Origin of the sequence: Moritella sp. PE36, from assembly GCF_000170855.1 — a bacterium.
In the GTDB taxonomy this organism is placed as follows: domain Bacteria; phylum Pseudomonadota; class Gammaproteobacteria; order Enterobacterales; family Moritellaceae; genus Moritella.
Window position 1 is genome coordinate 1 of the sequence record NZ_ABCQ01000066.1, and the last position, 21,425, is coordinate 21,425.

The following is a 21,425-nucleotide window of genomic DNA, read 5'->3' on the forward strand; positions in this document are numbered from 1 at the left end:
GTGAGGCGTATAAAAATAATAACATCGGTAGTGTGCCTGTAATCGCGAGTCCTAGGTAATAAGCCCAAGACAAGGCGTCGATTTGTAGCCAATCATTAAAGGGTTGTAAATAAAGCATGCCAAGCAGCGCGATTGGTAGTAAAAAAATGTTGTCTAAGGTGAATACCAAATCGCTCGCCATTGGGTAACGTCGGCGATTCATAAAGTACAGCGGATAACCCAAAGCAACCACAAACACAATCCAAGATATGCCATCGGCAATGACATAAGCATAAACAACGCCACAAGCAGCAATGATGCATGCGATTAACTGTGCACGGGTTAATTTTTCACCATAGACAAAATAACCCACGGCAACCAACGTCAGCGGTAGCGCAAAATAGCCTAATGCCACCGAGAGTATTTCACCCTGTAGAGGCGCCCAGATAAAAAGCCAAAACTGTGGCGCAATTAAACAGGCGGAAAGTAAAAATCGCGGCCATAACCGCCATTGTTTTAATTGTTCCCACAACAATGAAATTCGCCCTACTACGATTAAACCCAATAGCATAATGACGGAGCTCCACAAAATTCTTTGCCCGGCTAGCCAATGACCAGCGCCTGCAGCAACACCTGTTTCAGGCCAGGTCGGTTGGAACTGTACATACAAAGGCAGCAATGCAAATAAACAAGAAGCGATTATTGAAGCCATTAATCCCTTTTTGTGATCGGAAAAATGGAGCGTTTTACTATTAAGTTTGGAGAACATCATAGGTTATCAAATTAAACTGGTTAGAGACTGAGAGTAAAGGCAGGGATGGTATCATGGTCACTGCGCATAACAGATAGAAACCTTCAAAACCTAATGGGTATTACCATAGGCTAGTCTAATAAACCCCTTTCACTCTCTCGACTAAAAAATCCACCGCGGCTTTTATTTTCGGTACTTGATAACGCTGCTTTTGGTACAACAAAAATATTCCCAAGTTAGCCTTCCGAGTGATATCAATGCTTGGCGTGATAGTCAGTTCGGTGAGTTCACCTGATTCAATATACGGTTCTAATGCCCAGCGTGGCATCATCAAGATACCTAAGCCCGCAACGGCTTTTTCTACCAGCCACTTACCATTGTTGCTGATTAACACTTGCTCTGCGGAAACATCTTGGCGTTGATTATCGATTTCACAGATCCAAGGTGTTGGGCCGCTCGGGGTTTTAAAATACAGGCCTTTGTGTTGCTTTAACTCCATGGCATTAACGGGAACACCGTGCGTTTTTAAATAGCGAGGCGCAGCAACGACAATGAAATTATTTTCCATTAACTTTATAGCCAGTACGCGTTCATCTGGTGCATAGCCGCCACGAATAGCCAAATCAACTTCATCACGACCTAGCGTCGATAAATCATCACTGAGGCTTACATTTAAGGTGATCTGCGGATACAACTCTCTAAATTCGTCTAACAGCGGCAATAATATGCGCTCACCAAAACCCACCATCGCGCTGATGTTCAGTACGCCCATCGGTGTAGCCTGATAATTTCTTACCGTTTCATCACTGTATGCTAATAAAGACAACACTTCGCTGACCTGCTGGTAATAGATTTGGCCTATTTCAGTTAAGCTCACCGTTCTCGTTGTTCGTTTTAACAGCGTGGCACCCAGACTTTTCTCTAGATCTGCGACCCTGCGTGACAGCGATGAAGGCGGAACAGAAAACAATTCGGCGGCTTTACTAAAGCTGCCATGTTCAACAACCTTTACAAAATATTTTATTGCTCTTAATTGATCCATATTTCACTCTCATCGCCATTATTGTCTTTATAACAATAAACATTCGCTAATTAGTATATATATCTTACAGTAAAATAGAGGGAGAATGACCCATAGTTAATGACCTCTCAGACAATGCGACTCACCTTTCAGACAATATTATTCACAGGAAGCAAGCACATGACAACATATACAGCGATCAATCTTATTAAACGTCCAACTGGCGGCCCAATCAATGCAGAGCTATTTGCAGTTGTGCAAAAACAGATGCCAACTGTGGGCGAGGGCGAGTTTTTAGTTAAGCAAAGTCATATGTCACTCGATCCCGCTATGTTTGGTTGGATGAGCCCTGATACCAATAGCTACATTCCACCTGTTGCCTTAGGTGATGTGATGCGTAGTTCAGGCATCGGCGAAATTGTCGAAAGTAATCACCCTGAGTTTAAAGTGGGTGATCGCATGATGGGGATGATGGGCTGGCAAGAATACTTTCTAAGCGACGGCCAAGGCCTGAATAAAGTCACCGCGCCATTACCTGATGAAGCAATATTATCAATTTTTGCGTTACCTGGCTTAACAGCTACCCAAGGTTTATTTAATGTGGGTAAACCTCAAAAAGGCGAAACCATTATTGTGACTGGTGCAGCAGGCTCGGTCGGTTCAATTGTCGGTCAGTTAGCCAAAGCCGATGGGCTGAAAGTCATTGGTGTTGTTGGCAGTGACGAAAAAGCTGATTGGATTGTCAACGAATTAGGTTTTGACGCAGCGATTAATTACAAGAGTGACGATTTAGATGCGCAACTGGCACAGCATGCCGCTGATGGTATCGATTTGTATTTTGAAAATACCGGTGGTCCGATCCAGAACTTAATTATTGATCGAATGAATCCACATGGCCGCGTGATGGTTTGTGGACTGATAGCCGATTACGACAAGCAAGTACCAGCACCGGGTCCAAGCTGGATGAATGTCCTTAAGCGTCGCCTTACCATTCAAGGCTTCACCATGCCAGATCATTTCCATCAAGTACCTGCACTGCTAGAAAAACTGACGCCTTACGTGATGGCTGGTAAAATCAAACACAGATCGCATGTATTAGAAGGGTTAGAATCATCTATTAGTGGCTTAAACTTATTCTTTACCGGCGAAAATAAAGGTAAGTTGATTGTAAAACTATAGTTTCCGATAATAAATGACGGTTCGAATTGTCGATTATCACTGACGATTCGAACTGTTGATAAGAAATGTGGATAAGGCTTGGGGAATTTAACATGAATAAATTACAAATCGATATCGTTTCAGATGTCATGTGTCCTTGGTGCATTGTTGGATATAAAGGTTTAGAGGCGGCGCTTGAACAACTTGCGCCGGATATTGAAGCGACAATCAACTGGCTGCCTTTTGAACTGAATCCGCAGATGCCTATTGAAGGTCAAGATTTGAAAGAACACTTGATTGAAAAGTACGGCATCAGCGAACAGCAAAGTGTGCAAAATAGAGAGATGATCAGTCAGCGCGGCAAAGATGTTGGTTTTGATTTTAACTTCTCACAGCATATGCGCATGATCAACAGCTTTGATTTGCATCGATTATTAGCTTGGGCTAAAGAGCAGGGCAAGCAGCATAAATTGCAAATGGCTTTGTTTAGTGCGCATTTTACTGATAACCAGCCTTTAAATGAGCATGCAACGCTAATCAAGATAGTGGCTTCGCTCGACCTTGATATTGCCGCGGCTAAAGATATACTCGACTCTGACGCTTATGCTGAACAAGTACGAGCAGAACAAAAGCTAAGTAGAGAAAAGGGCATTAGTTCGGTGCCTACCTTCATTATTAATAACAAGTATTCAATAGCTGGTGGACAAACTGCAGATACTTTCAAACAGCTATTAACGGAAATTACGCAAGAAGCATAAAGCCAGAGCATCCAATGTGTCTTTGTTGTGATTTAGGAAAATGGGGCAAATACGGCTTGGTATTTTTACACTAAGCCAATGCTAACCATCATTTAGAGGGGTTCTCGGCAATTGCTTTTTTTAATTTTTCATTTAAATTCGCAGATTCTTGTCTTTTCTTAAATATGTTGAGTAAGAACTTTATCATGATGAGCCTACCTAATTATTGATACATCAACAATTATAGTTACGCATTGCTATTACTGACTTTTTTATACTCTAATACTTTACAGGTATCACAAAATTAAAAAACCAGAGTGCGTCTATTTTTAATTACCTTTACCCATATTTTAACTAGATACGAATATTCTTTACCCTAAAATTAAGTGATACGTTTCCAATTAATCGCTAATATTATTTTACTCGAGCCTTGGTTTCTTGCTATAAATAGACTTTGTCTAAAGAGTTAAAGTGATGCACATTTTAAATTTTGAAGCGTTCTTGATCGCGATTACCATTTTAACATTAACACCAGGTCTTGATACCGCACTGGTGATCCGTAATAGTAGCCGTTCCGGATTTATGGCTGGGTGCGTGACCACTCTCGGCATCTGTTCAGGGTTGTTTGTGCATGCTATGTTCTCTGCACTCGGCATCTCTGCTATTTTGTTGCAATCGGCAGATCTTTTTCAATTGGTCAAATGGGTTGGCGCTGCATATCTAATCTGGTTAGGTCTTGGTAGTCTTCGCGCTATCTACAGAGGTAGCAATAAAGTTGCTATGCTCGAGGAAGATAACGCAACATCTAGCTCTAGACGTTCAATGCGTGAAGGTTTTCTATCCAACGTACTCAATCCCAAAACTGCCATTTTTTATCTCGCGTTTTTACCGCAATTTATCGATCTTAATTATTCACCGATTGTGCAATCGTTTACCATGGCAGGTATCCATTTTTTAATCGCCATGATCTGGCTATGTAGCTTAGCTTTTGCCATTAACTCAGCCAAAAAATTGTTTAAAAGCCGTGCCATGATGAATTGGATGGAAGGAGTGACGGGCATGGTGCTGATTTTATTAGGCGCGAAGTTATTGCTGTCGGATGACACACTTTAATTATTCCAGTTAGCCTCCCGCAGGACAAGCCGAAAGAAGGCACTTTCAGCGTTATGAGGCTAAAATCACTCTACCTACCTCGACAAATCAAACATCAGTAACAAATAAATGTTGTCTACATTGTGATGGGAAGATCACTTTACCTTTAGCGTGTGCGCTACAGCTATTAAGTATAATCAACATTCTTATGGAATAGAGTGGATAAATAGGTCATTATTCCGTGTTTTTAATATACTTTACTAATCTTTATTACACTTTAAGAGACTTGGGGCCAACAACTTGCGTATGAAAATTGTGACGATATTTTTGTGTATTGGACTAATAGGATCACCAATGATGAGTATGGCAGCAGACTTATCTAAACCAGAAGGTACCGTTATCCTCACTGTTAGTGGCAATATTGATAATACAAATGTTAATGGCGAGGCCCAATTTGACCGTCAGATGTTGGAACAACTACCCCAAACCAAGATCACAACCTATACACCTTGGACAGAAGGGCTGCATGTTTATGAAGGAGTACTATTAAATACTCTTTTAGAGCAAGTGGGGGCTTCGAGCGATAAGTTAGTGGCGAAAGCGTTGAACGATTACCATACTAGAATTGATCTGGAAGTACTTAAGGACTACCCAATACTGCTAGCTATAAAAACTGATGGCGTTCCCATGCGTGTACGGGATAAGGGACCTATCTGGATTATCTACCCTTTATCTGATTATGCTGAGCTCGATACTATCAAGCACCATGAAGATATGATTTGGCAGCTTGGCAGTCTGGAAGTGTATTGATGAATAGAGTTAAACTCTTTATCCTCACCTTTGTCGTTCTTATGTTTGCTGCCAGTTCAATAATTAGCACTCAACGCCACACCCAAGTTACTGATATTCTTACCGTCTCGATGAAAACAGTCGGCTGGGCCGCTTCTGAGTTGGAGCTAGAAATGCTTAAATTTATGCAAGCGTTAAGGCTAACGGCTCTAAATGATATGAAAGCAGAATATTTGCAACTGCGTTTCGAGCTGCTTTGGAGCAGGGTTGACGTGTTGTCAGTAGGTGAGGAAACCCGCGAGTTTCGCAACCAGACTGGCGCAACTGAGTTCTTGCAGGACATCAAACAGTACCTGGTTGAACTAGAACCTGAGTTGTTGAGCCTAAAGATGGGTGATCAAAATGCAATAAGAATAGTACAAGAGCTTAAGCCCTTCCAAACACAGGTGAGAGAATTTAACGTAAAGAGTTTCTCCGGTGATAAAGCTTGGGGTGGCCTGAAACAGATTCATAGTCTTCAGAATGACGCCAACATTTTTTTTATCGGTTTATTGCTGAGTGGCTGCATTCTAGTATTGCTGGTCATTCGTGAGAGTGCTATCAATCGTAAGCAAGCATTGCATGATAGTCTGACCGGCCTAGCAAACCGCCATTTTTTTCAAAATTCGCTGGAAAAAACCATTGCACATTCTCGGCGTAACAACTCCCGTACTGCTGTCCATATGATCGATATGAATGAATTCAAGGAGATTAATGATCGACTGGGGCATGCCGTTGGAGATGCGTTGCTTCAAGAGGTTGCCTCACGTTTAACACAGAGCGTTTGCTTGTCAGATGTCGTAGCACGTCTAGGAGGGGATGAATTCGGCATAATTCAGAAGAATATTACCAGTTCTGAGGAATGTGTTCAGTTAGCGCAACATATTCACGAGCAGATCAATTGTGAGATGAATGTTCACGGCTATCGGTTATATCCGAATGTTAGTATCGGGATCAGTGTTTTTCCTGATGATGCCGAGCATCCTGATAAGTTGTTGAACAATGCTGATACTGCTATGTATTGTGCCAAAAACAATGATGATGTGTACTACCGATTGTTTGAGCAAGAAATGAATGATAGCGTTCTACGTTATAGGATATTAGCAGAAAGCTTACAGACAGCATTAGACCATGACCAGATCCAGCAGGTTTACCAACCTATCATTTGCCTCAAAACGAAACGAATCGTTGCGGTGGAAGCTTTATTGAGATGGCATCATGAACAATATGGTTATATCTCTCCGCTTGAGGTAGTTTCTATCGCCGAAGAAGCAGGCCTGGCGGAGAAATTAAATGAATGGGTATTACTAAAAGCATGTTCTCAAAATATGAGCTGGAGGAAGGCTGGTTTACCATTGATTCAAGTTTCTGTGAATATCTCTCCTGCTATGTATACGCGATATGATCTTGTGGGGGTAGTCAGCCGTACGCTATCCATGACAGGCTTGCCAGCAGATCAGTTGATTATCGAAGTAACTGAAGATACTACAATGCAAGACATTGAGAGCTCACCAGACATACTACAAAAATTACGTCGTCTGGGAGTCGAATTGGCGCTGGATGACTTTGGAACTGGTTACTCCTCTCTCAGCCATCTCAAGAAGATGCCATTTCAGAAACTAAAAATTGATAAAGTCTTTATCCAAGAACTAAACAATGCCCCTAAGGATATGAGTTTTATTCGAACCATTATCAACCTAGCCCATGGACTCGGTATGCAGGTTGTGGCTGAAGGGATTGAAGTCATCGAACACTACGAGGATCTTTATCTGGAAGGTTGCGAATATGGGCAAGGCTACCTGTTCTATAAGCCTGCCCCAAGTCATGAAATTGAATGCATTTTACAAGAAAATTTGAACACGATAGATTCTCGCGCACTATAATATGTACACAGCTTATTTATTCTTCAAAGTGACAACATCGAGATTTTAATTTTTGTTTGATCTACTTATTGTTTGATCTACTTATTAGTGCATAGCATATTGACAATATAGCCAGTCTTATAGATAATTCGTCATACTGTAGTAAGAAGAGTTTATGATGCTAATTCCAACGCACGTAATCAAGGTGATCTGTTTGTTGCTAGTGAGTATTGTACTCTCAAGTCTGACTGTCTATGCCCCTCTTTCTGCTCATAATCTGTCATATAAAGCTGACGCAGCTATCGAACATGAAATGCATTGTGATACTGCGTGTATGATGGCAACCCCGCAAGAGGGTAATTGCTGTGATCCTTTAGAAAGTAATATTGAAAATCAGTGTTGTTTCCCGAGCGCGACGACAAGTTATGCCATCATTTCTATGTCACCTTTGAATACTCGTCAGCCTTTCACGCTAAGCCGTATTCATCGAGACACATCCCAAGTTAGTTTTGCTATTCCAGATCAGTTGTATCGACCTCCCATCGTTTAATATCAGCCTAATACTCACATCCGCACTCCTATTCGAGTGAGATATATCTATTCTTTTCGTTCACGTCTACTCGTTGTAGAAAGCGTCGACGATCAGGGGTATTATCGAATAGAAAATATTTTGATTGAATATCAAAAGGTTATAGATACCAGTGAAAATACTATTTTTTTGTTCTCTACTTTTCTCGATCAATTTTGCCTATGCAGATAGCAAAACTTTGTTTGAGCAGGGAGAACATTTATTCAGAACCGCAGGTGGATACGGTTGCTCTACATGCCATGGTATGTTCGCCCAAGGTGGCGGCAATGTTGGCGGCGATGTCAGAGGCAAAGGTATAGACAAACTTAACCGCGCTTTAGAGAAAGAACCCACGATGCTGTTACTCAGTAACGCACTTAATCTAGCGCAACGAGAACTACTTGCCTCATACCTTATCGAGCTAGGGAAAATACCATCCGTAGAATGGATAATTGATGACCAGGTTACTTCCAGCAACGCATCTATACAAGAGGGTGCGCTAAGTCAGCTGGTTCTGGTTAATAAAAGACTAGAGACAATCAAAGTAGCACTGCCGTTTGTGGCTAAATCCTCATTTATTGAGATTAAGCCATATGAGACCAAAGCCGTTCAATGGATACCAAAAGAGGGAACTGTTGAACTGGTCTATAAGCAAAGTGTGCTAGCTATCGAAATTAAGTAATACACCCAAATTTAAGGAATTTAAAATGAAAACAATTACAAAACTAATTGCAATATTATCACTCACGTTTACTTCTGTTGCGTTCGCCAAACCGACTATTGAGTTATACAAGTCACCATCATGTGGTTGCTGCGTTGCATGGGCTGAGATCATGGAAGAAAAAGGTTATAAAGTGAATGTGCATCACCAACGTGACTGGAGTTCTGTTAAGCAGAAATTCGGCATGCCGAATCAGTTAAAGTCTTGCCACACGGCTGTTGTCGATGGTTATATGGTTGAAGGACATGTTCCAGAAAAGGACATCGCGCGTTTACTTAGCGAACGACCTACCGATATAACAGGTCTTACCGCTCCAGGCATGCCACAACACTCTCCAGGCATGGCTGCCCCAGGTCAAGACTACAAAGATTTTAACGTTATTGCTTTTGATGAAAATGGAAATCTGAGTTTATATTCGAAGTATTAAGATAATAACGAGGTAGGGCAACAAGTGTTGCTCTACCTACCTACTTATCCATCTATCTAGCCACAAGCATAAGCACAATAAATCAGGAGACGTTGAAGCATGAGCGGATATATAATTTATCATTATAATATTGTCGATAAAGAGCGAATCAATGAGCTTGGACCACTATCCTTACCTATTGTTGAGAAATACAAAGGCGAGTTGGTAGTTGCTTCCCCGGTAACATGTCTTGAAGGCTCGCCGTACACGCATATGGTGGTATATAAATTTGCTAGCATGGAAAAGGCACAGGCTTTCTATGAGTCGGCAGAAAGCAGAGAATTATCTAAGTTAAGGAATGAGGTCACTGAAGGCTTCGTTGTACTTGTCCCGGAATATGGTCATGACTATGTTTAATGGAGGTTTATGGATATTAGAATCATAAAGTGGAACGAAGCCTTACATATTCGGCATACAGTATTGTGGCCTAATAAGTCGCTGTTATTTTGCAAAGTCGATGGGGATGAAACAGCAACTCATTATGGCGTTTACTTAAATGACAAGTTAGTAAGTGTTGCGTCAATTTACATTGAAGGTCGAGTTGCTCGGCTGAGAAAATTTGCGACTTTAGCGGACTTTCAAGGGCGTGGAATCGGTTCGCAACTTATCGCTCAGATTGTAAGTGAACTTAAAAAGGCTGGAGTTGAATCTTTTTGGTGTGATGCACGCAAAACCGCTGTTGGCTTTTATAAAAAATTTGGCATGGTAATACAGGGAGATGAGTTTATTAAATCTGAAGTTTCCTATTTTAAAATGGAAGTTAGTCTGTAAGTCGTTTAAAACAAAGCAAGAACTTTAACCGGAAAACTGTTGCGATACTTCGCTCCGTTGTACATTTTAGCCAACGATATAATAGCCTCTTAAACCAGAGCGCTCTGTTTGATATTTTAGTTATTAAAAATCAGCTATTTTTGTTAGCTGTCTTCGTATAGAATCGGCCATATAATGTTACTGATTAATATTGTCTAAAATTGGCAAGTTCAAAACAGTAACGATACCTTCTTATCTCTTTCTAAAATGACATAAAACAAATGAATGATAAAACGATAGCAACTCACAACGGTAAGTTTCATGCAGATGATGTTTTCAGTATCGCTGCACTTAAAAACATTTTCCCTGCTTTTAAACTCGTGCGTACACGTGATTTGGATATTATTGGCGAAGCTGATATTGTGATCGATGTCGGCGGTGAATATGATCCAGAGACAGGTCGTTTTGATCATCACCAACGTGGTGGTGCGGGTGAGCGCGAAAATGGTATTCCTTATTCATCATTTGGTTTAATTTGGCAGAAATACGGCTTGGAAATATGCCAAGGTAACCAAGAGATCGCAGACGCAGTGGATGCTGGTTTAGTGTCTACGATTGACGCGGTTGATTGTGGTCATGTTGAAGGTGTTGCTCAAGGTATTAGCCTTAGCCAAACTATTTCAATGTTTAACCCTACTTGGGAAGAAGACAGCGACCTGGATGCATGTTTTGATGAAGCGGTTGCTTTTGCATCGCGCATTTTAACGCGCTTCATTGCCTCTGCGACGGGCGGTATTAATGCGAAAGATATCGTCGCTAAAGCGATTGATAATGCCGAGGATCCAAGAGTCATTGTATTAGAGCAATATACGCCGTGGAAAACAACGGTTCTAAATCTAGCGGCTGAAGCTTTATTTATGGTTTACCCATCTCAGTCTGGTAAATGGATAATTCAAGCTGTACCCGTTGAACTTGGTTCATTCGAAGACAGAAAATCGCTGCCTAAACCATGGGCAGGCTTATCTGAACAAGCGTTTAAAGACGAGACTGGCCTTGATGATGCTATGTTCTGCCATAATGGTTTGTTTATTGCTGGTGCAGCATCGTTTGAAAGCACGATGAAAATGGCCGCTATGGCACTACAAGCATAGACATTTTGTTACGCGATTAATGCCCACAAAGCAGTCTTAAACAGGCTGCTTTTTCATTGCTAAAGAGATAATGTACATCCTCCTCATAGTTCTAGTCATCGCCTTCCTGTAGTTCGTAACCAACGGCTTCACTCTCAACATAATGTTTTCAACCTTGCTGTCACACTTTTCGGTTTATTTTCTACGATTTTTCAATCGCGTAACTACTCTTTTTGTAGTTTTGGTTAATTTTGTCAGACCTATCGGCTCTGCTTGGCACTGCTGTATACCAAACGGATCATTTAACAGAGCACATTACATCCAAAGATGAATATAACTCAAGGAAGAAAATACGATGCCTAAAGATAACACTAGTTATTTAACCCCAACATATGGCCGAGTACTATTCAATGAAGACATACCTAAAAACAAGCTACCGGACAACTCCCACGATCCACGCGCGGTATACCGCTTTATCCGTGATGAGCTGCAACTAGACGGCAATCCCACGCTAAATATGGCGTCATTCGTGACCACTGTGATGGACGATGAAGCCAATCGATTGATCAGTGAAAATTTAGGCAAAAACTATATCGATACCGAGGTTTATGGACGCACTGCTGAAATCGAGAAACGTTGTGTGAAAACACTACTCGACTTATATCACGCGCCAGCCCCGATGTTAGATGCTGAAGAATTAGCCAAGGATGATCATCAGCCAAGCAGCTGGGGTACGCTCACGGTTGGATCGTCAGAAGCGCTAATGTTATGCGCCTTATCGCATAAACGTCGTTGGATGGATTCGCGCAAAGCACAGGGACTCAACACCGAGCGACCTTGTATTGTATTAGGCTCTGATGTGCATATTACTTGGGTTAAGTTTGCAGAGTATTTTGATGTAAATATTATTTGGGTACCGATTACAAAAGAAAATAATTATGCGATTTCAGCAATTCAAGTTGAAGACGTTATAAATAATCCTACGATTAGTATTAATACACCCAATGATACTGCCGTGAGTAATAAGCAAATCATTTGTGTGGTTGCCGTCATGGGAACCTCATACACAGGTCAGAACGATCCGGTGTCAGACATTAACGATGTGTTAGTGAAGTTTAAAAATAGCACGACTGAACCATTAGATATTCCACTCCACGTTGATGCCGCCAGCGGTGGTTTTATCGAACCGTTTCGTCAGCACGGTGACGGTCAGAAAGCGGAGTTAAAATGGGATTTTAGCTTAGAACAGGTGAAAACCATTAATGTTTCCGGGCATAAATTTGGTTTGGTTTATCCAGGGATCGGCTGGGCACTATGGCGAGATATTGAAGATATTCCGAAAGCCTTATTTGTCACCACCAACGTGCTGGGATTTGATGAATCGACTTATAGCCTGAACTTTTCGCGGGGCAGTGCAATGGTATTGGGTCAGTACTATAATTTTTTACGCCTGGGTAAGAATGGTTACCGTTCAGTGATCCAAAACTTAATGGGCATTGCTCAGCATTTATCTGCAGGGCTAAATCGCCTTCGTGTGACGGTTATCGAAGACGGTAATGATGAAGCCTTGCTAAGTGATTACAAGGTATTGGAAATAGTCAATGATGGTGCTTATTTTCCTGCATGTGCAGCTAAGCTGAGCCTGGGGCAACAATCTGATGGTCTGAGTGATAACGATTATTTATACAATGAGCATGATGTGGTTGCTAAGTTAAAACAAAACAACTGGATTGTGCCCGCATTTTCGATGCCGCTTGATGCAACTTCACCGATAGGTCCTCAGGATCCCAATGCACCCACTGTTAATATGATGCGTATGGTTGTTAAAGAAAGCTTTAGTTGGGATATGGCCGAACAGTTAATCAAAAATGTTGCGCAAGCGATAGGCTCACTCGAGGTCCAAACTCGCGCTTTGCGTTATCCTGATAAGAAATTTAGTGTTCAAGTTAGGCTCGATGAGTCCACTACGTCGAGTGCTGGTTGTGATGAAAGTCAGCGCCGTTTTACGTTATTGACGCAAGCAAATGAAGGCGTTTTATTTCAACAACATCAAAAAGTATCGGTTGCAGATAGTTCGTCACTCAAACTTGATATTGACCTAGATATTCATGCATAAGCAAGACTCGTATTAGTTCTATTAGTTCTATTAGTTCTATTAGTTCTATTAGTTCTATTAGTGTGCAGAGTTTGTCTCTGCACACCTTGTCTTTGCAAATTATATCGACGTCAGTTCGAAGAAAAATATTTTCTGCGCGTATCGTTGCACAATAAATTTCGACAAAAAACACAAGTAATGGTCATGTTTTTCGCTTTCTAGCCGATGAAGTATATTACTGCACAGCTTGCTTAGAGGTTTTATGATTTCAGAACTTAAAATTACATTTACAGATAAACTCGTGATGAAATTATCACTATTTAACAAAATGTATTTACCTGCTTATATAGCAACCATTTCAACGATTACTTTTTTATCATTCTATGCGTCCGTGACGGAGCTGTTAGAAAATAATAACATTGTAATTCCAAGCCATTTAGAGTTTAACAATGTTGCAATGTTCGCAGTCATGTTCCTTTTTGCTTGTTATTTTTTTGCTTATGCAGTGAAAGCTAATATTTTACCGTTACTAAAACACATTGAAAATGTAATGAACAATATCGACCAAGGTAATATTCATTCACGTATCGGTTTGAGTGGCCAAGATGAATTTGGTCGCATTGGCGCTGCGATTGATAAGACACTTAATAGTTTGTTTGACATGGTGACGACGGTAACCAATAGCGTGAATGAACTGAGTTGCAATACGCGCAATATTTCATCGACAGTGGCAACCAATGAAAGTCTGATCCAAAAACAACACAGCGAAGTTCAAGAATGTAATAGTGCTATGGAGTCTATGAGTTATGCCATTTCACAAGTATCTGACAACGCAGAGAATGTAAAAGACATCGCTGATTTAGCGCAAAACTCTGTGAGTGAAATGAATGAAAATATATCCGATTTAGTTGATAACTTTGGCTCCCTCACGAAGGACATACAACAGTCGAGTGAAGCCGGTAATAACTTAAAAACAACCTCGGATAAGGTAAAACAGGTGCTTGATGTGATAACTGGCATCTCGGAACAAACCAATCTGCTCGCGTTAAATGCGGCAATTGAAGCGGCTCGTGCTGGTGAGTCTGGTCGAGGGTTTGCTGTGGTTGCTGATGAGGTTCGTCAACTTTCCAAGCGTACTCAGCAGGCGACAATCGAAATTAATCAAATGATTGAAAACCTAGATAAAACATCGAATGAATTAATCAAAAGTGTTGAGTCAAACATTTCTAGTACTGGAGAGATGTTAAAAGATGCTGAGAATATAAAACTCAGTATGAATAATATTTCAGGTTACTTTCAAGACTTGTCAGTAAAAACCAATGATATTTCCACTGCGACCATGTCTCAAATTAGTGTTTCACAACAATTAACCACAAGTTTAGGCATATTCAGCGAATCTTCAGAGCAATCATTAACGAGCTTAACAGTACTGAATAAAGATAAAGAATCTTTAATTGCAGTATCTGTTCAACTCGATGACTGTTTAGCAAATTATAAACATTAATTACGCTAAATAAAACCTAGGTGAATAAATATTAACATGTCACGATACTCTCTTTAACAGGGAGTTAGTGACATGCAGTTAAATTTTTCCGACCTTTCAGCTAATCAACGTTATCATTTGATGACACAAACCATCATTCCACGTCCTATTGCTTGGGTACTCACTGACTCGGGTGATGAGAATTATAATTTAGCGCCGTTTTCTTATTTCACTGCTGTATCCAGCAAACCTGCCTTGTTAATGATATCCGTTGGTAAAAAGCCCAATGGTGACAATAAAGATACGCTCACTAATGTGCTTAAGAATAAGAAAATGGTCATCCACATTGCCGCTGAACATCAAGCTGAGATTGTTACCCAAACGGCCGCGACATTAGCGCACGGTGAATCTGAACTTGCTAATGCCGGACTAACCACATCTGCATTTGACGACTTCCCACTGCCACGACTAACACAATGCGACATAGCCTATGGTTGCGAGCTTTATGAGATTAAAGAACTCGGAGAGGTACCACAAACGCTTATCTTTGTTGAGATTAAGCAGCTTTATATGCATTGATTTTTTAACCCTTTGTTATTTAGTTGTTTTCTTTAAAATCAGATGCTTACAAAAAGGGTCTGCCGCCAAATACCACTGTATATTCATACATGTTTACATAATTCATCGCCATTTTACCGCCACTTTTTAGCTCATGCTTGCCAGTGGATTAAATAACACTGCATCTTGTAGATGCGACGGTGCAAAGTGCGAGTAAGCCATTGTTTGCTTTATATCTGCATGACCAAGTATCTTTTGTAAAACTAAAATATTACCACCGTTCATCATAAAGTAACTTGCAAAAGTATGCCTTAAAATATGAGTCGCTTGTCCTTTGGGTAAATCAGAAAAACATAAGTTTAACCACTTATGCAGTACCCCATAACCACAGGTGAATAATCGGCCTGATGTATTTTGGTATATCTCGTTATATAAATCTTCTGAAATCGGTACGGTCCTATTCTTTTTACCTTTGGTATTGGTAAAGGTGATCTTGTGCTTTGTTACTTGTGCTCCCTTAAGTTCTATTGCTTCCATTATTCGAGCACCGGTTGCTAGGCAAATTTTAATAATTTGTGTCATTTGTCCAGAAATAGGGCTTCTTTGAACGAATGTTAATAATTGCGTTATCTGGTCATGTGTTAGATAGCTAAGCTCGCGTTCTGCTGTCTTTATCGTTTTCATGTCTTTAAGCGGGTTTGGCTGATTCCATTCCTTTAACCGACGAAGTTCATTAAATAATACTTTCATCCATAACAGATCATAGTTTTGTGATGAGATGGATAGCTCTGCACCACTGCGGCCTTTACCTTGCCCAACTGTGAGTCTGTTTGCGCGGTAGTGAGCAAAGTCTTTAGCGGTAAACGTGGCAGCAATGGGATCGTTTAATTGTTCACACATGATTTGCAGTCGACGATATGCATGAGCACCACTTTTTAAGTTTTTACCATGTAGCTTCCACCAAAGATCAAGTAATTCAGATAAACGCCGATTATCGGTCTTGTCCGCTAACCAGGGCTTATCGTCAATCTCGTTCATTGTGTAGCGCTCGAACGCCGTTGCTTCGCCTTTGGTCGCAAAGCGTTTTCTAATACGCTTGCCTTTACTACCTTGCGGATAGCATTCACAAAGCCAAGGTTTCTTGTGGCCATCTTTGAGATTGCGAACAGACATGGGTGGTTTCCTTTATAACGAGTAAATCGATGTATTTGATATTATAAGATAACAAGTACTGTTTTTATATACAGTTATAAAGCAATTGTAGCAATAATCTATGTTTTATCATGCAGGTTTAAACATAGATTTATTGATGTTCAAGTCTCTTATCTAATTCGATACCGATTCTGTCGCCATTTTTCAATCAAAAAATCATAGCTTTATATCGTATAGTTCGTCTATTCATCAGGTACATCACGGTTTACCACTAAAGAGTAATGTTTTTCCTTGCTGTAAGTGAAAATAGTAATAGAATCAGCTATATATTAAGTATTGCTAATAATTGACAATATTTAAAAACAAATAGCAGGCCTGCACACATTCTTAGAATCGATTTTAATGTCAGATTGGCGTTTAATCTTATTTTTCATTTAATTAGTTATTATTGACTAGTGTGAACAGATTTGGGGGGAATTGGAACGTCCTGCTATACAAATGTTATGTGAGTAGAGATACCTCATAAAATGGAGTTTTAATGAATATTGAAAACATTATCGTACATGAAGTTAGAAAGGAAGAAGATCAAAGTGTTGCAACTATTTACGCAAGAGATGAAGAAAATACTGTAGACGCTCATGCTCAGACATTGAGCACACAGCTTTCAGGATTATTTCGGAAAACAGGCTTGTTAACAGGACGGTTTGAAACACCAGAAAACCCTGATGATCCCCAGCCACATTTTGTAACTCTTCTAGAAACACATTTTGACGAGGATAGCTTTGAAAATTTTGTAGCTTTTTCCGATGCTGCCACTCGATATTTTAAACAAAAGTTAGATGGAACAGGAGCTTCTAAAGGTGGTTATTTGTGGTTCAACCATTATACGTACAATGAAGAGAACTTCTTATCTATAGTGCTGTTGAGAAAGAAAAATGGATTAGCTCTCTCAAATGACTTAACATTAGATCAAATAGAGCAACTTGATTTAGATAAGTTGCACATGGCTGCTCGTATCAATCTCACTGCTTGGTTGTCCGGCGCATCAACTCGATATATTGCGTTTCGAATTGGGCGTGGTGCTAAAGACGTTACAGAGTATTTTGCTAAATTTGTAGGTTGTGAAGAATATACTCGTGCACGTGCTGATACTCAAAATTTAGTTCAAGTGACAAAGAGGTATTGCGCAAATAATAATTTTTCTGATGATAAATCAGAAGATGTTAAACAATTTGTATTTGAGCGCTGTAATACATGGTTAGATGAAGGCGAACCTGTACTTTTAGAAAGAATCTCGGAATTACTTGATTCAAGTTTTACTCCCGAAGTACAAGGCCGATTTTTAGAAATCGCACAAGGTGACCCATTTTTCTTAAGTAATGAAATTCCTATTGAGAAGTCAGCTCTTCGCGGATTAACGCGTTATTCGGGAAAAACCCAAAAATTATCATTAAGCTTTGATAGTGATCTAATCAACATTAGTGTTTTTTATAACGAAAGTGATGAAGAAATCCGAATAACCGATGTACCTATTAAGCTTAAAGAACAGCTGGCTACAGAAGAAGCATAAAATGGATAAGTTAGTTTTATTGACTAAATTAAAGGATTTAAATAGCGAGTTCTCATTTATCAAAAATGATGAAGGCTACGAGTTTTCCGTAACAGTTTCCACAGATATTATCGATCAATTAACAGGTTGTATTGATAGCGGTATACCAATTTCTGATTTTCTTTTCAATGAAATGTATATTGAATTGTCAGATTTACCTGTCTACATAGGTAAAATAGTTAAAGTTCAATTATCATCACAAGACTTAAGGCAGAAAAACCTAAGCTTATATAATGAATGGACAGATTTTTTATCTTTTAAACCTAACTTATTACATCCTCCTGAAAGCTTTATAATACTTAAAGAAGAGACTATCTTTCCCTCGAGTTCAATAGAAGGAAAACTAAAGCATTTCATTGATATTAGTAATTTTCTACACTTGTTAAATGATAATGCTGATCATTCAACTAAAATTACGAATAAAGTAATTGATGAATTTGTTTATCTCCATAAATCAAGATTAAACATCCCATTAATATTAACAGTAGAAAGTTTAAATGAGGCTTTAGATGGTTACAGTATTGTTGAAGCGTTATTTCTAGATAGCTCACATAAAGAACAAAAATCAAGTATCTTTAAAGAGGTTATGTACGGTTTATTAATCAACATTCCAGTTAAAGATAGATTAAATTATTTACTTCTAAATTTTGGTGAGTTTTCGAAAAGGTTTAATGAAAACTACCAGCTGTTTGTAAGTGAATTTTCCTTTGACGATGTGAGAAAGGAATATGAAGAAAATAAAAGGGACTATTTAACAAAGCTAAATGATATCTTTTCATCTGTTCAAACTAAAATGCTCGGAATTCCAATTTCTTTAGCAATAGCATCATTAAAAATGAGCTCAATTGTGGATGGCATTTCATTTTGGACTAACTTCCTGCTCGCAATTTCAATAACCATATATAGCATTATGATGTTCATGCTTATAGCAAATCAAAAACACACACTTTCGGCTGTAAAAAATGAGTATCAAAGTCAAATGACACGATTAAAGCATCAGTACTCTGAGCAATATGAAAGTATTAAACAAATACAAGCCGAATTAAATACAAGACATGACTTTCAAAAAAAATGCCTTAATTGGTTCTATGTAATGAGTGCTGCATTATTAATTCTGATTTTAGCATTATTTACTTGGAATTTACCTTGGAAAGCTATTCTAGGAATCGCATAATAAGTCGCTATCCATATGTTGTCACACATTTTAATAAGGAATATTCGTGAAAACTGAACTTTATTCTATATCAAAAATATTTACTGAACGTTTATTGAGGATTCCTGATTATCAACGAGGGTATGCATGGACTAATAAACAATTAAAAGACTTTTGGAATGATATATTACAAATTGAGAAAGGTCATAATCATTATGTTGGTGTCTTAACGCTAGAAGATGTTCATGAGGAAAAATTTTCCCAATGGGAAGATGATTTATGGATTATAAAATCTAAAAGTTATGAACCATTTTTTGTTGTTGATGGCCAACAAAGGCTTACGACTACTGTAATTCTCATACAATGCATTTTGGAATCAATTGACTTACAAGAGTTAAATTATACCAAACCTGATGAAATAAGAAAAAAATTCATATTTGAATCCAAAGATGAAGGAATCTCGCGTTCATATCTCTTTGGATATGAAAGTGATAACCCAAGTTATGAATTTTTAAAACAACGTATATTTTGTGAGGAGTCCGATAATCAAGCAGATGTACAAGAAACAATTTATACCAATAATTTGATAAATGCTAAGGAATATTTTACAGAACAATTAAAGGACATGGATTTTGATGATGTTGAGAGTTTATATAAAAAGGTAACTCAACATCTTTTGTTTAATATTTATTCAATGTCGAATGAAATTGATGTGCATGTGTCGTTTGAAACAATGAATAATAGAGGTAAACCACTTTCCCATTTAGAGCTACTTAAGAATAGACTTATTTATCTATCAACAAAAGTAAATGGTGATGATCACGAAAAGTCTAAATTAAGAAATGCTATAAATAAGTGTTGGAAGACTATTTATCATCAGTTAGGACGTAATAAAGATAATCCACTAGATGATGATATTTTCCTTTTTAATCATTTCATTTTGTTTTTTGGAAATTCTATAAATAATGGGGAATCTCTCAATTACAGGCGTTTTAGGCGTGGCTATGGTTCATATTATCAAGACTACTTACTAGAGAAAAAATTCACAATAAAATCGTTGTATTCAAAAGATGATGATAAGTTAACAGTCCCTGAGTTATATCGATATGTTCGTAGTTTAAAGTCTTCAGTTGAAAAGTGGTATGAAATCTCCAATCCAGTGGGTTCTTCTCTACAACCTGAGATTAGTATGTGGTTAGAGAAAATTAACCGAACTGGCATTGAAGAGTGCCTCCCTTTAATAATGGTTAGTTTGCAAAAAAATAAAGATGTTGTACTAACAGTTAAATTTCTTAAATCCTTAGAAAAACTATTGTTTGCACTGTTTCTCGTAGGCAGAAATTATAATATATCATTCAATTCTTCTCGTTTTATTGAGTGGGCTAGCGATTTAAGTAATGATGAATTAACACTAGAAAAGATTATTTCTGCTATAGATAGTGCCAGAATTGAAATGGCTAATGACGCACAAGTTCTAAGTCAGGTCTCTGCTGCATTTAAAGAGGCCGGATTTTATCGTTGGCGAGGGCTACGATACTTCATGTACGAATATGAGCAAAGCTTAAAAGAAAAGTCAAAAACTTACACTGATAAATTTGATTGGAAATACTTTTCTGATGATGAAAGAGATCACAAAACTATCGAGCATATTTACCCACAAAACGCTAGAAAAGCTTGTTGGACTAGCAAATATAAATCTTATAATAGCAAAGAAAGAAGTATACTTCGCCATACCATTGGCAACTTGGTACCTCTATCACATTCGAAAAACTCAAGTTTTCAAAATAAACCATTTTTAGAAAAAGTTGGCAACGAAAATAATACTATTGGTTTTAAATATGGATCCTTCTCAGAAATTGAGTTGACTACACATCAACAATGGACAGCTGTTGAAATTCTGGAACGTAGTATTAAGTTGTTAAAGTTCATGGAAAAAAGGTGGAAAGTCGACTTTGGTGGAGTTGAAAACATGATCAGTTTTTTAAATTTAGAATTTGTTCTTAAAAAAGAAGGCCTGAAAATACATAACAAGGCGATTAAACGGAACTAAAATAGTTGGTTATAATGTGTAGCGAAGCGAAGCCTAACGTACTATTTTAGTACGCTTAGCGCGGCATTTTTCACCCTCGAATATTTGCATAATTATTTGTTACCCTTCGTAACTTAATACGCCTAGCCAGAGAAACACTTCCGCATTTGCAGTAGTGTTTCTCTGATGCTTTAGCTACAAATGTGCTATCACAGAAATCACATAAAAACAGCTCACAAAAAGGATGGTTTGTAATAATTCATCTAGCTTGTAGTTTCTTCTT

At 38.7% G+C, this 21,425-nt stretch carries 20 protein-coding genes; 17 read left to right on the plus strand and 3 right to left on the minus strand.

The window, feature by feature from the left end; all coding sequences use genetic code 11:
* The coding region (locus PE36_RS21125) for an EamA family transporter (protein ID WP_006034138.1) at positions 1-691 on the minus strand (691 nt) is incomplete at its 3' end.
* 175 nt (positions 692-866) lie between these two features.
* Positions 867-1,772, minus strand: coding sequence for a LysR family transcriptional regulator (locus PE36_RS21130; protein WP_006034139.1), 906 nt, complete (start codon positions 1,770-1,772; stop codon positions 867-869).
* Between the two features lie 159 nt (positions 1,773-1,931).
* Between PE36_RS21130 and PE36_RS21135 the strand changes: the two genes are divergently transcribed.
* The 14 genes from PE36_RS21135 to PE36_RS21200 all read left to right on the plus strand — a co-directional run bounded on the left by PE36_RS21135 (position 1,932) and on the right by PE36_RS21200 (position 15,220).
* A complete protein-coding gene (locus PE36_RS21135; RefSeq protein WP_006034140.1) occupies positions 1,932-2,930 on the plus strand; it encodes an NADP-dependent oxidoreductase in 999 nt (332 codons plus the stop codon).
* Between the two features lie 92 nt (positions 2,931-3,022).
* Positions 3,023-3,667: a DsbA family oxidoreductase gene (locus PE36_RS21140; RefSeq protein WP_006034141.1), complete on the plus strand. Its 645-nt coding sequence runs from the start codon at positions 3,023-3,025 to the stop codon at positions 3,665-3,667.
* A gap of 453 nt (positions 3,668-4,120) precedes the next feature.
* Positions 4,121-4,759 carry a LysE family translocator gene (locus tag PE36_RS21145; protein WP_006034143.1) on the plus strand — a complete coding sequence of 213 codons (639 nt, stop codon included), beginning with the start codon at positions 4,121-4,123 and terminating at the stop codon, positions 4,757-4,759.
* Between the two features lie 333 nt (positions 4,760-5,092).
* On the plus strand, positions 5,093-5,548 hold the full coding sequence (locus PE36_RS21150) for a hypothetical protein (RefSeq protein ID WP_232286622.1): 456 nt from the start codon (positions 5,093-5,095) through the stop codon (positions 5,546-5,548).
* Positions 5,548-7,449 (plus strand): bifunctional diguanylate cyclase/phosphodiesterase, encoded by a 1,902-nt coding sequence (locus PE36_RS21155; protein WP_006034145.1) that lies wholly within the window; start codon positions 5,548-5,550, stop codon positions 7,447-7,449. Before PE36_RS21150 ends, PE36_RS21155 begins: the two co-directional genes overlap by 1 nt.
* A 154-nt stretch (positions 7,450-7,603) precedes the next feature.
* Complete coding sequence (locus PE36_RS21160; RefSeq protein ID WP_006034146.1) at positions 7,604-7,978, plus strand: hypothetical protein; 375 nt, start codon at positions 7,604-7,606, stop codon at positions 7,976-7,978.
* 217 nt (positions 7,979-8,195) lie between these two features.
* Positions 8,196-8,678, plus strand: a complete 483-nt coding sequence (locus PE36_RS21165) for a hypothetical protein (protein ID WP_157517830.1) — start codon at positions 8,196-8,198, stop codon at positions 8,676-8,678.
* Positions 8,679-8,703: 25 nt separating this feature from the next.
* The gene (locus PE36_RS21170; protein ID WP_043994942.1) at positions 8,704-9,144 is read left to right on the plus strand and encodes a DUF411 domain-containing protein; all 441 of its coding nucleotides are present in this window, start codon (positions 8,704-8,706) and stop codon (positions 9,142-9,144) included.
* Between the two features lie 99 nt (positions 9,145-9,243).
* Positions 9,244-9,540, plus strand: coding sequence for a DUF1330 domain-containing protein (locus PE36_RS21175; RefSeq protein ID WP_006034150.1), 297 nt, complete (start codon positions 9,244-9,246; stop codon positions 9,538-9,540).
* A 9-nt stretch (positions 9,541-9,549) separates the two neighbouring features.
* Positions 9,550-9,954 (plus strand): GNAT family N-acetyltransferase, encoded by a 405-nt coding sequence (locus PE36_RS21180; protein ID WP_006034151.1) that lies wholly within the window; start codon positions 9,550-9,552, stop codon positions 9,952-9,954.
* A gap of 260 nt (positions 9,955-10,214) precedes the next feature.
* Positions 10,215-11,084, plus strand: a complete 870-nt coding sequence (locus PE36_RS21185) for an MYG1 family protein (RefSeq protein WP_006034152.1) — start codon at positions 10,215-10,217, stop codon at positions 11,082-11,084.
* Positions 11,085-11,418: 334 nt separating this feature from the next.
* The gene (locus PE36_RS21190) at positions 11,419-13,179 is read left to right on the plus strand and encodes a glutamate decarboxylase (protein WP_006034153.1); all 1,761 of its coding nucleotides are present in this window, start codon (positions 11,419-11,421) and stop codon (positions 13,177-13,179) included.
* 241 nt (positions 13,180-13,420) lie between these two features.
* Positions 13,421-14,662, plus strand: coding sequence for a methyl-accepting chemotaxis protein (locus tag PE36_RS21195; protein ID WP_006034154.1), 1,242 nt, complete (start codon positions 13,421-13,423; stop codon positions 14,660-14,662).
* 72 nt (positions 14,663-14,734) lie between these two features.
* A complete protein-coding gene (locus PE36_RS21200) occupies positions 14,735-15,220 on the plus strand; it encodes a flavin reductase family protein (RefSeq protein WP_006034155.1) in 486 nt (161 codons plus the stop codon).
* A 126-nt stretch (positions 15,221-15,346) separates the two neighbouring features.
* On the opposite strand, the gene PE36_RS21205 is transcribed toward PE36_RS21200, so the two are convergent.
* On the minus strand, positions 15,347-16,372 hold the full coding sequence (locus PE36_RS21205) for a tyrosine-type recombinase/integrase (protein WP_006034156.1): 1,026 nt from the start codon (positions 16,370-16,372) through the stop codon (positions 15,347-15,349).
* Between the two features lie 517 nt (positions 16,373-16,889).
* Here PE36_RS21205 and PE36_RS21210 point away from each other — a divergent pair.
* From PE36_RS21210 to PE36_RS21220, 3 genes are read left to right on the plus strand one after another with little or no spacing between them, the layout of a single operon-like run.
* Entirely contained in the window at positions 16,890-17,921 is a 1,032-nt protein-coding gene (locus PE36_RS21210) for a nucleoid-associated protein (RefSeq protein ID WP_006034157.1), read from the plus strand.
* Position 17,922: 1 nt separating this feature from the next.
* The gene (locus PE36_RS21215) at positions 17,923-19,134 is read left to right on the plus strand and encodes a hypothetical protein (RefSeq protein ID WP_006034158.1); all 1,212 of its coding nucleotides are present in this window, start codon (positions 17,923-17,925) and stop codon (positions 19,132-19,134) included.
* Positions 19,135-19,180: 46 nt separating this feature from the next.
* A complete protein-coding gene (locus PE36_RS21220) occupies positions 19,181-21,163 on the plus strand; it encodes a DUF262 domain-containing protein (RefSeq protein WP_006034159.1) in 1,983 nt (660 codons plus the stop codon).
* The last annotated feature ends 262 nt before the right edge of the window (positions 21,164-21,425 follow it).